General features: G+C 46.3%; 12 protein-coding genes. 7 read left to right on the forward strand and 5 right to left on the reverse strand.

Annotation, left to right across the window (positions count from 1 at the left end; genetic code table 11):
* The first annotated feature begins 154 nt into the window (after positions 1-154).
* A complete protein-coding gene (locus M1E06_RS20270) occupies positions 155-865 on the forward strand; it encodes a gamma carbonic anhydrase family protein (RefSeq protein ID WP_020449981.1) in 711 nt (236 codons plus the stop codon).
* Complete coding sequence (locus M1E06_RS20275) at positions 853-1,575, forward strand: DUF421 domain-containing protein (RefSeq protein ID WP_020449980.1); 723 nt, start codon at positions 853-855, stop codon at positions 1,573-1,575. Before M1E06_RS20270 ends, M1E06_RS20275 begins: the two co-directional genes overlap by 13 nt.
* 18 nt (positions 1,576-1,593) lie before the next feature.
* Here the strand turns inward: M1E06_RS20275 and M1E06_RS20280 are convergent, their stop codons facing one another.
* From M1E06_RS20280 to chbG, 3 genes are all read right to left on the reverse strand, one after another.
* The gene (locus M1E06_RS20280) at positions 1,594-2,370 is read right to left on the reverse strand and encodes a MerR family transcriptional regulator (protein ID WP_020449979.1); all 777 of its coding nucleotides are present in this window, start codon (positions 2,368-2,370) and stop codon (positions 1,594-1,596) included.
* Between the two features lie 121 nt (positions 2,371-2,491).
* Complete coding sequence (locus M1E06_RS20285) at positions 2,492-3,865, reverse strand: PTS transporter subunit EIIC (protein WP_035337373.1); 1,374 nt, start codon at positions 3,863-3,865, stop codon at positions 2,492-2,494.
* Between the two features lie 13 nt (positions 3,866-3,878).
* Complete coding sequence (gene chbG / locus M1E06_RS20290) at positions 3,879-4,619, reverse strand: chitin disaccharide deacetylase (RefSeq protein WP_039073139.1); 741 nt, start codon at positions 4,617-4,619, stop codon at positions 3,879-3,881.
* A 211-nt stretch (positions 4,620-4,830) separates the two neighbouring features.
* Here chbG and mmuM point away from each other — a divergent pair, with 211 nt between their 5' ends.
* The 3 genes from mmuM to M1E06_RS20305 are packed head-to-tail and all read left to right on the forward strand — an operon-like array spanning position 4,831 to position 7,639.
* Positions 4,831-5,778 (forward strand): homocysteine S-methyltransferase, encoded by a 948-nt coding sequence (gene mmuM / locus M1E06_RS20295; RefSeq protein ID WP_020449976.1) that lies wholly within the window; start codon positions 4,831-4,833, stop codon positions 5,776-5,778.
* Positions 5,778-7,232 (forward strand): S-methylmethionine permease, encoded by a 1,455-nt coding sequence (mmuP, locus tag M1E06_RS20300; protein ID WP_020449975.1) that lies wholly within the window; start codon positions 5,778-5,780, stop codon positions 7,230-7,232. Before mmuM ends, mmuP begins: the two co-directional genes overlap by 1 nt.
* Before the next feature lie 26 nt (positions 7,233-7,258).
* Positions 7,259-7,639 (forward strand): DUF2512 family protein, encoded by a 381-nt coding sequence (locus M1E06_RS20305; RefSeq protein ID WP_003178548.1) that lies wholly within the window; start codon positions 7,259-7,261, stop codon positions 7,637-7,639.
* A 34-nt stretch (positions 7,640-7,673) separates the two neighbouring features.
* Here M1E06_RS20305 and M1E06_RS20310 read toward each other — a convergent pair whose 3' ends face one another.
* Entirely contained in the window at positions 7,674-8,561 is an 888-nt protein-coding gene (locus M1E06_RS20310) for a Vgb family protein (RefSeq protein ID WP_020449974.1), read from the reverse strand.
* 342 nt (positions 8,562-8,903) lie between these two features.
* Between M1E06_RS20310 and M1E06_RS20315 the strand changes: the two genes are divergently transcribed.
* Both M1E06_RS20315 and M1E06_RS20320 read left to right on the forward strand, forming a co-directional pair.
* A complete protein-coding gene (locus M1E06_RS20315) occupies positions 8,904-9,668 on the forward strand; it encodes a sulfotransferase family 2 domain-containing protein (protein WP_020449973.1) in 765 nt (254 codons plus the stop codon).
* 154 nt (positions 9,669-9,822) lie between these two features.
* Positions 9,823-10,590, forward strand: a complete 768-nt coding sequence (locus M1E06_RS20320) for a SurA N-terminal domain-containing protein (protein ID WP_020449972.1) — start codon at positions 9,823-9,825, stop codon at positions 10,588-10,590.
* A 50-nt stretch (positions 10,591-10,640) separates the two neighbouring features.
* On the opposite strand, the gene M1E06_RS20325 is transcribed toward M1E06_RS20320, so the two are convergent.
* Complete coding sequence (locus M1E06_RS20325; protein ID WP_025810850.1) at positions 10,641-11,696, reverse strand: iron-containing alcohol dehydrogenase family protein; 1,056 nt, start codon at positions 11,694-11,696, stop codon at positions 10,641-10,643.
* Positions 11,697-11,710: the final 14 nt, after the last annotated feature.

The raw sequence follows: 11,710 nt of genomic DNA on the forward strand, positions 1-11,710 counted from the left end.
TGAAAATGGTAATCGTCTTGAACGCTTCCTAAAACCTATTCCATTGCTTTATTAGCCGTTATCTCCCCATATCCTCTTTTTTAGTTTCAGACCGCCGCCCATAAATATTATCCCGTTTTTTAGACAGACTACCTGAATAAAGGAGGCAGGTCATATGAAATTAAGCAACAAACTCATCCTCGGGTTAACGGTTTCGTCACTCGCCGGGAAGTTTCTTGAAAAGCTGCTGATCCAAGACAATGTCAGCCCCAATATTACCGCGTCATTTAATCAAGAAGCTGATATTCCGGATATTGATGCGTCCTCATACATCCATCATTTCGCCTCGGTCATCGGCAGTGTGGTCATCGGGCGAAACGTTTTCATCGGGCCTTTCTCTTCGATCAGAGGAGACACGGGATTAAAAATCTACATCGGCCATGATTGCAATATCCAGGACGGAGTTGTCTTGCACGGTATGAAAAACTATGAATACAACAACCCTGTTACTGAACAATCCGTTTTTAAGGATCGTGAATCGTATTCCATTTACATAGGCGAGAAAGTATCACTCGCCCCGCAATGTCAAATTCACGGCCCCGTACGAATTGACAACAATGTTTTTGTCGGAATGCAAAGCCTTGTTTTTGATGCCTATATCCAAGAGAATACGGTGATCGAACCGGGAGCAACAGTAATCGGTGTTACAATTCCCCCAAAACGGTTTGTTTCGGCGGGTCGTGTGATTTCAAACCAGGAGGATGCCAACCGGCTTCCTGAAATAAGCGATTCTTATCCATATCATGACCTCAACTCGAAAATGACGGCCGTCAATCTTGAATTGGCAAAAGCGTATAAAAAGGAAGCGAGAAAATGGAAACTATGAAAGAAATTTTGGTTGTCTACGGACGAATCATCACCATCCTTCCCCTTTTATTGGCTGTTACATTGCTAATGGGAAAACGCTCAATCGGCGAAATGCCTGTATTTGATTTTTTAATCATTATTACATTGGGGGCTGTCGTCGGAGCTGACATAGCCGATCCGAGGATTGAACATTTGCATACCGCCGCTGCGGTGGTTGCGATTGCCCTATTGCAAAGACTCGCTTCAAAAATCATGATCAAAAACAGAACACTCGGACGTCTGATTACATTTGAACCGACCATCGTCATCAAAAATGGAACGTTTATTGTCGGCAATTTAAAACGAATCAGATATTCGGTGGATAATGTTCTGCAAATGCTTCGTGAAAAAGATGTTTTCAATGTCAGCGACGTAGAAATGGCGTTTATAGAGGCGAATGGAAATTTAACGGTATACAAAAAGCCAAATAAAATGGAAGTCACGGCTGAAGATATGGGGATTCAAAAAAGCGGCGGCGAATTTTCATATCCGGTCATCATTGAAGGGAAAGTGTACACATCTGTCCTTCACCAATTGAATGTAACGGAAAACTGGCTCAAAAACCAGCTGAAGAAGAAAGGGCTTGAACGAATGGATGAAATCTTTTTCGCTTCTGTTAATCAAAACCATCAACTGCATGTTTCGCTTGATAATGAAACGGCGAAAATTGAGCCGGAGCTTTTGCATTAAAAGCTCCGGCGGATTTTTTCATCGGCCGTTTTCGGGACAGAAATCGTTGTGAATCATGTAATATTCGAACACCTGCTGCAGCCACTCATCCTCTTCTTTTGTAAAAGGTGAAGAAAACTTCTCTGCCAGCTGCTGCGATTCGATTGTCTCCATCTGTCCTAAAGCCGACAGCACGCCCTCTCCGACAAATTCCAAACTCGTCTTCATATATCGGTCCGCCATTTCCTGCACTTCGGGGTCATCAACCGGTTTTCCCATGAGCCGCTTGGCTTCCTTAGATAAACGAACATACTCTTGATCCAATTTGGCCATCTCATCTTCTGATTTGCCGAATACATCATCGGCAAAACGTTTGGACACCTGCTGTTCAAGCCATATGCGCTGCTCCTTCTCAGTCTGGATGCTGTTCAGCAGGCTCATGAAAACAGAACTGTCGATTTCCTCTTCCTCCTCCAGAAGACCGATTGTCCTGTTTATCGCTTTCAGCCCTGTTTCAATATGTTCCTTTTTCTCCTCCAGCACCTTTTTCTGCTCCTGCAGCGCCTCAATCAGACCGGCATCAAAGCATGCATCCTTCATGAAAGCGCGAATTTGTTCAAGACTGTACCCGAGAAACTTAAAACATGTGATTTTCTGCAACTCTCTCGCATCTCTGTCTGTGTAGAAACGGTGGCCTGTTCCCGGCTGTTTTTCAGGCTTCAACAGGCCGATTTCATCGTAATAATGGAGCGTCCGAATGGATGTCCCTGTCATTTCTGAAAAAACACCGATTGAATAATATCCGTCATTTTCCATAAAAATCCCCTCCAACTGACGATTTATTCCTATCATAACGCCTCACGCTGCTGGAGGTGCAAGCTTATTTTTCGCAGACTCGTGATTTTTCCAAAAGGTACGGGACAATCAACTCCAGTTTTTAATCCGGCGGAGTCTCCCCGATTAAGTTCTGCAAATCTTTTTTCACATTCCCAGCATCCGTTCCGATCACAATCTGGATATGATGCTGGTCAATTTTGACCACACCGTGCGCTCCTAATTGCTTTAATTGCGCTTCATCCGCCAAGGACGTGTCTTTTAATTTCATTCGCAAACGGGTTATACAGTTTTCGCAAGTCACGACATTCTCACGGCCGCCGATATGCTTAAGAATGCCTGCAGCCATAGACTGATGCAGCCGGTTTCCTTCAGGTGTTTCCTGTTCCCTTCCGATCACCGGAATGTTTCGCTTTATAATCACAAAGTAAAACGTAACATAATAGAGAGCAAAAAAGGCAAGGCCGACGGGTATGATCCATAATCCGCCGTCTGATAAATTAAGGTTCAGCAAATAATCGATTACGCCTGCTCCCCATGAGAAGCCGTGACGAATCCCAAGCAAACAGAGCACCGCTCCGGCAAGTCCCGTATAGACCGAGTGAAGAAAGTACAATAAAGGCGAAGTAAATAAAAACGTGAATTCAACTGGTTCCGTAATCCCGGTGATCAGTGATGTGGCTGCTCCTGAAGACATGAGCGCTTTCGTTTCCTTTTTTCTCGTTCTGGCTGCATGCGCGATTGCCAAAGCGATCGCCGGAATGCCAAACATCATCGTGATAAAAAAGCCGCCGAGAAAGTAGCCGGCTGTCGGGTCTCCATTCAAAAACCGCGTAATTTCCCCTGTCACCGCTTCGCCGGATGCCGTCTCATAGCGCCCAAGCCCAAAATAAATATACGTATTCATGACATGGTGAAGGCCGAACGGCAGCAAAAACCGATTCAGAAATCCGAATACAAACACCCCGAAAGCGCCAAGACCTACAAGCGACTGGCTAAAAGTGTCGATCGCCGCTTCTGCATAAGGCCAGACGATTGAAAAAAAGCCTGCCACCGGAATCGTCACCAATACGATCATCGTAATCGGAAACTTCTCTCCGCCAAAAAATGAAAACATGCTTGGCAGTTTCGTATGTTGAAACCGGTTATAAATGAAAGCCGCCATCAGGCCGGCGAGCACCCCGCCGAAGACGCTCATATCAAGATCAGGATTCAAGATGCCGAGCCCCTCTTTTAATACGGTTATCGCCAAATATCCTGTCAGCGCAGGAATTCCTTTATCTTTTGAACGGGCAAAGCCCATGGCGATGCCGATTGCGATCAGGACATCCATATTGTTCAATATCACGCCTGACGCTTGAAAAAGCGGTATATTCAGCATATCTTCCGCAGAAAGACGCAGCAGCAGGCCGGCGATCGGAAGAACGGTAATCGGAATCAGCAAAGACTTTCCCAGCAGCTGAAAAATATGTTTCATTCCGGCATTCTCCTTATGTCAAATTCCTAAATGATACGAGCTGGACATCAGTAAGCTTATTCAAACGGATGACAACGTCCGGATCGGTTAAAAATTCAAGTTCATCGACTCTCGGATAATTATAAGAAGAGTTCGTCAAAAGCTCCTTATCGAGGTATGCCGGGTGGGTCATGACCTCCACGGTATCATGCTCTTCAAACAGTTCAGAGACGGCTTCTTCATCCTTTAAAGCCGCTTCGAGGACAGGTGAAAAAGAGTCTGTTGTTTTCACTCCTTTTTCCGTGATCACAGCACTCTCCATATTGCGCCTGACAGGCAAACGATACTCTTTGGCGAGCGTCAAAAATGCGTCTGAGATGCCCGGGGAAGCGTTGATGTGATGGTGGCTGTCCAAATGATCGGGTTCCAAGCCCATGTTGATGCATGTTTCAATCTGCGCTTTCCACTCTCGGTATACTTCATCAGTATCAATTGTAAAAGCACCTTGATAAAATGCGAGATTGCGAAAATTCCCCTTTGCATCGACGATCGTCCGGTGGTCAGACAAAAGCGGTCTTCCGCAGGTCAGCACCAAATGTACGCCGATCCCGAGCCCGGGCGATTCGCGAGCCAGCCGCGCCGCATGACCTGCGCCCGGCATATTTGTCATGAACGTCGCTGATGTTAAAATCCCCAGCTTATAGGCATCAATAATTCCATAGTTCACGCCTCTTGAATATCCAAAATCATCAGCATTGATAATCAGTTTTTTCATCCATCCAATACCCCTTATCAGTCTTTTTTAAAAAAAATATGCGGAGACGTACCGTTTTACCCTAAATAGAAAACGACAAAAGCTACTAGTAAAAACTGATTTTTGGTAGATTGACAAAAGCTACTGAAGTCTTTTAAACTATTTTTCATATATTTTTAAAAACTCTAAAAAAGGAGGCCGGGGTCTCAAACGACAGATCCTCAACAATGAGATGACCAATCCGATCCAATCGATTTTAGAACAATTTCCTATCATCACACTTGACGGCGCGATGGCCACCGAGCTTGAACGGTACGGCTGTGATTTGAACGACAGCCTGTGGTCTGCAAAAATGCTCATCGAAAACCCCGAGCTTATCAAACAAGTGCATCTGGATTATTTCCGTGTGGGCGCCGATTGCGCGATGACAGCCAGCTATCAGTCGACGGTTGAAGGTTTCACAAAACGCGGCCTCAGTGAACAAGAAGCGCTCCACCTTATCCGGGAGTCTGTACGTCTTGCTGTAGAAGCACGCGATGAATTTTGGGCGGTTCCGGAAAACCGCAAAGGCCGGCCCAAACCGTTTGTAGCCGCTTCAGTAGGCCCTTACGGCGCTTTTTTAGCGGATGGTTCCGAATATCGGGGGGATTATGACGTCACAGAAGACGAATTGGCCGATTTTCACAGGCAGCGAATGGCCGCTTTAATCGATGCAGGCGCCGATATGTTAGCCTGTGAAACAATACCGTGCCTTTCAGAAGCAAAAGCAATCGTTCATTTATTGAAAGAATTCCCTGACACACATGCGTGGATCAGTTTCAGCGCTAAAGACGGACGTCATATCAGCGACGGCACGAAAGCCGGCGAATGCGCGAAATGGCTCGATCAGCATGACCAGGTTGCGGCAGTTGGCGTAAACTGTACGCGGCTGGAGCATGTCTCTTCGCTCATTGGCGGCATCAAAAAGCATACAGCTAAACCGATTATCGTCTATCCGAATTCCGGTGAACAGTATGATCCGGAGACAAAAACATGGCATGGTGCGGCATGCAAAGCTTCCTTCGGAGAAAGCGCCCGCAGCTGGTACAACCAAGGAGCACAGCTGATCGGCGGCTGCTGCAGAACAACACCTGAAGACATAAAAGCCGTCGCCGACTGGGCGAGAAAGCTGGAGATATGATGGAACAGTCAAACAACAATCGTCAGAACTTTCAAAGAAAAATGCAAACGAGACACCTGATCATGCTCTCCTTGGGAGGCGTTATCGGCACGGGTCTTTTCTTAAGTTCCGGCTATACGATCTCACAGGCGGGTCCTGCCGGAACGATTTTAGCCTACTTAGTCGGGGCTCTGATTGTCTACCTTGTCATGCTCTGCCTCGGCGAATTATCGGTCGCCATGCCTGTCACCGGATCGTTTCATATGTATGCCTCCAAATTCATCGGGCCGGGCACCGGATTCACCGTCGCCTGGCTTTACTGGCTGACCTGGGCTGTCGCGCTGGGTTCGGAATTTACCGCTGCCGGGTTATTAATGCAGCGCTGGTTCCCCGATACTTCGGTGTGGATGTGGAGCGCGGTTTTCGCTGCACTGATTTTCGTGTTCAATGCTGTCTCAGTGAGATTTTTTGCCGAGTCCGAATTTTGGTTTTCGAGCATTAAAGTACTTGCCATTATATTGTTTATTATTTTAGGCGGAGCGGCGATATTCGGCATCATCCCGCTACAAAATACAGATTCCGCACCGCTTCTTTCAAACTTTGCAGGAGAAGGCGGGCTCTTTCCGAACGGTTTCCTTCCAATTTTTATGGCGATGCTCTCCGTGAATTTTGCGTTTTCGGGTACGGAGCTGATCGGGATTGCCGCCGGAGAAAGCGCCGAACCGGAAAAGAACATTCCAAAAGCGATCAAGACAACACTCTGGAGACTGGTGCTTTTCTTCATCGGAACGATTTTCGTGCTCTCATGCCTCATTCCGGTCAAAGAAGCCGGTGTGATCAAAAGCCCGTTCGTCGTCGTTTTTGACCGTATCGGTGTTCCATACGCGGCCGACATTATGAATTTTGTGATTCTGACGGCTCTGCTTTCCGCGGCCAACTCAGGCTTATATGCTTGCTCCCGGATGCTCTGGTCACTGTCAAAAGAAAAAACGTTACACCCCGTTTTTCAAAAGCTGACTTCACGGGGAATTCCGTTGAACGCGCTGATTTTCAGTATGATCGGCGGCATTCTGTCGCTGCTCTCCAGTGTTTTTGCACCTGATTCCGTCTATATCGTTCTTGTATCAATTTCAGGCTTTGCCGTTGTTGCCGTCTGGATGAGCATTGCAGCCTCGCAGTTCATGTTCCGCAGACGCTTTTTGGCTGAAGGAAACACCGCAGACGGCTTAAAATACCGGACACCGTTTTATCCGGCAGTACCGATTGCCGCTTTTCTATTATGTCTGGCATCCTGCATCGGCATTGCCTTTGATCCGAACCAAAGAATCGCCCTTTTTTGCGGTGTTCCATTTATGGCGTTATGCTATATCATCTACTATGCAAGAAACAGAAAGAATGGCGGAAAAATGTCTGAGCCCGTTAAAAAAGCAAGTTTGCATGTTTCGTTTTCTGAATACGAGGAAAAGAAAAACTAAAATCTCGTATAAAGGAGCGAATTGTTATGGAACATGTGAAAGCCCTTGCCATTAAAGGCATCATGACAATTGTGATACTGTACCTTGTTCTCGGGCTCGGGTTTAGTTTCAGTTTTGAAAACACCCTCTTCATCACAATTGTTCTTGGCGCGGTATCCTATTTGCTGGGTGATTTGTTTATTTTGCCGAAGACCAATAACATCACAGCCACTTTAGCCGATTTAGGCGTCGCTTTTCTTGTCGTTTGGCTGATGGCTCTTGCGATGGGAACGGCTGCAAACACCGCTGCATTGGCCGCGTTTTTTGCAGCAGTCGCTATGGCAATCGGTGAATACATTTTCCATTTTTACTTGATGAATAAAGGCCTTGGCTCTCCCAACCGCAGAATGGAAACGAGAACGGAATAATATATAAAAAAACGTCCAGCAAACTGGACGTTTTTTAATCAAGAATAGAGATTTTCCCAATACGGCCGCACTCTTCTGCAAACCAGATCGATTGGGCTGGTCCGGCCGCTATCCCGTGCGGTTCAGACTCGGCCGTCGGAATTGGATATTCCGTAATATCCCCGTTGACTGTAATGCGGCCGATTTGACCCGCACCCCATTCCGTAAACCACAGGGCACCATCGCCGCCGGCGGTAATCGCGTGCGGGCGGGCATTGGCTGTCGGAAGCGGGTATTCGCTGATCTTCCCTGAGACCGCAATTCTCCCAATTTGATTTTCGTTTATTTCTGTAAACCACAAAGCTCCGTCCGGGCCTGCAGTGATTCCGACCGGTCCGGATTGTTCTCCAGGAAGCGGATACTCGCTGATGTCTCCATCTGCCGTTATTCGCCCGATGGAGCCGCTTTGATTTTGTGTAAACCAGAGTGCATCGTCTGCTCCCCTTGTAATAAATGACGGGAAGGCTCCCGGTTTGGGCAGTTTATATTCAGTGATTTCGCCTGAAGATGACAGCCTGCCGATTTGATGTCCGGCCATATCGGTATACCACATGGCATCGTCACAGCCTACGGTGATCCCAAACGGGGCAGTACCTGGAGGAAGGGCATACTCAGTTATTTCCCCTTGAGGCGTCATTTTTCCGATTTTCCCCGCTTTATACTCCGTAAACCATAGCTCACCGCTAATCCCGGGAGTAATAATCGAGGCGCCTGCGCTCTTCGTCGGAATCGTATATTCGGTAATATCTCCAGACTCTGTGAGCATACCGATCCGGTTTCCCTTTTGTTCAGTAAACCAAATGCGCCCGTTTGCACATACGGCGATCCCGTACGGACCCGACTCGGGGTCGGGAACGTGATATTCAGTCATGCGAATCTGCATGAGCGACCCTCCCTTTATTCCATTTTCCTTGAGCATCTGACCTTTCAGAACGCTCCCAGGCATTTCTCATTTTCATGTTACCTCAGGCGGAGCATGCAGTGAAACAGAAAGTTCCATTAAATATAAACTGTACAGGCATGCTCTAGTATCATAAGATTGTTTTAAAGCATAAACTTATTTTTCTATATATGGTTCAATAAGGAACCGTCTGCCAGATCTTATCATTTTGAAATATATTCATATTATCGCCCTATCAATTCATTGGTGACGGCATACTTTGTGTATAAAGGCAACCGCTGTCTCAGGCGGACCAAAACAAAGAAAGAAGTGGATGTGTTCTGCATGTTTGAAGATGAGAGACTGAATCGCTTGATTTACCTTTATACCCCTCTTTTTGCGAAAGATTTTCCGATCATTCTGTTCTGGATTCCAAAAAGCGGCTGCACGACGCTGAATCGCTGGTTCTTTTTCCAAAACGGACTGCTTGAAGATGTTGGCCGAAGATGCGCGGGGGAGGTTCATCACTACAGAAATACGATCTATACGCAGCAGCCGGATTATGTGAAGGATCTTCTGGCAGAATTAAAAGAGGGAAAAAAGGACACTTACAAGCTTGTGCGCAACCCTTTCCGGAGAGCAGTCAGTTCCTTTCTGGCGGCAATTTGCTCCCCGAATTTTATCTGTCTGTTCAACAGTGACATGAATACAGGGCTGTCTTTCACCCAATTCTTGCATTATTTAAAAGATTTGGGGCCGGAAATCAGCGCCATTGACCGGCACCTTGGTCCTCAGTATCTCGAAGGAGAAGAAGAGTTTGTTACCAATTATATTTACCTCGAGCAATTCAGCGCGCAAATCAGAGAGATTGAAAACAAATACAAATTATTGAAATCTCCGATATCACAGCTGTCGAAATCACCGCACCATCTTTCCGATACTATGCTCAAAAAAGGAAAATTCGCGGACACCGTTTTCACCATGTCATCCTTCGACTGGGTGTTACCGACTTTTGAGAGCTTTTACAATGACGAAACAAAAGAGCTGGTGCAGGAGATTTTTGCGAAGGACTTCGAAGTCTACGGCTTTGATCCGAAACATATCAAGTAAACCGGAACTCGGCCATCACATTACGATCTCCTTTCAATTCGATTACATTTTGGAAAATTGATTCCAAATGGTTTCTTTTTCAGAGACGATCGTTTAGAATGCCCACTAAAGGTCATTTTAAGAATCACTTCTGTTTGAAGAAAGGAGATATATTATGAAAAAAGGCATATCATCTCTCATGATTGGATTATTGGCTGTCGTATTGGGCGCCTGCACTTCAAATCATGATGATCAGCAATCCAAGGCAAACAATCAAGAAAAAACAGCCCAAAGCGGGCAGCAGGATCAAGAAAAGCAAATGAAAGCCATGCAGAAAAAGCTTGATCAGCAAAAAGTCGATGATACAAAAACAGTGGCTGTCGTTAACGATGAAAAGATCACAGGCAAGGACTATAACAGCGTATTATCAACCGCACAAATGCAGTATCAGCAAACAGGACAGGATCCGACTTCAAAAGATGCGGCACAGCAAATCAAAAAGCAGGCCATCGACAGCCTGGTCGGACAGGCTTTAATTACCCAAGAAGCGGACAAAAAAGGCTACAAAGCATCTGAGAAAGAAATTGAAAAACAGCTGGACGAAAGCAAAAAGCAGTATAAAAATGAACAAGATTTTGAGGAAGCTGTCAAGAAAGCCGGCTTAAACATGAACACGCTGAAAAGTGACATTGCCGACAATATCAAAACAGAAAAATATATTGACAAAGAACTGCCGGCAGATCAGGTCACAGACAAAGAAATCAAAGATTACTATGATCAATTTGCCGCACAGCAAAAAGACAGCGGACAGAAAAACACACCTGCGTTTGACGATGTCAAGAAACAAATCCAAGACATGCTCAAACAGCAAAAAAGACAGGAAAAACTCGGACAGCAGGTTGAAAAACTGAAAAAAAGCGCCGATGTGAAAGTGGAAATTTAACAAAGTCAGCCATCCGTTACAGGATGGCTGACTCGTTTTATTTATCAGGTTTATTCAAGCGACTCTATCGCCGCCATCACATCAGCTTCATGAAAAGATCCCATCAGACATAAAGATTCATCCGGACGCACGGCATGAGCGGCAACGGTCCGTTTTGCCTCTTCAACGTTTTCTAAAATGCCTAAATCGCTAAGTCTTCTCGGAAAACCGAGCCCTTCATAAAAGGGAATCAGTTCGGCAATTTCATCTGTCCGTCCTTCTAAAGCAAGCTGCACGAGTATCCCGTAGGCTACCTTTTGGCCATGCAGCACACGATGGGTTTCGGGGATGAACGTTAAGCCGTTGTGAATGGCATGGGCTCCGGCCATTCTGCCATAGCGTCCCGCATATCCGCCTACTGTGCCAGCCAGCGCGATAACCGCTTCGAGGACATGTGCGAAAGATGAGGAGGTTTCGCCTTTTTCAAGACTTTCTATGGCTTTCAGACTTTCTGTCAACAAAATATCCCGAATATAGACAGACTGTCTCAGCCCTGTCTGAACCATGATGGAAAGCGAATCGGCCGTATTTCTGATGATCGCTTCGGCCTCATACCATTTCGCAAGCGTATCACCGATTCCGCTTTTCACATAAGCGACCGGCGAAGAAAGGAGAAGCAGCGGATCGACCAGCGTCAAATAGCTTGAGCGCTTATGGTATTGGACGCCCGAAAAGTTGCCGTCATCATCATAGATCACGCTTAACGGCGTGCTTGCCGCGCATGTTCCCGGGATCGTCGGAATCATCATGACTTCAATGTTCAACAAATCGGCGGCTGCCTTCGCCGTATCTAAGACGGTTCCCCCGCCTATCCCGATGATGACATCTGCCGATTCTGCTGCTTCTGCTGCTTTTTTAATCTTATTTAGGGAACTGCAGCCCGTATGCTGAACGACTTTCCAATCGTTTGGAGGCGTTGTATAACTCGTAAAAGCTTTAAACGATTTGACTCCAGTAATGATGACGGGCCGTTCGAATGCATTCGCAAATGACGGCAGTTCTTTCGCGATCCCCTCCCTGCAAACGTACTGGTTCGGACCGCTTCTGACAATATCTTCAGGCTGCATATTTCCCACTCCTT

It is taken from the genome of Bacillus sp. AK124 (assembly GCF_053903085.1).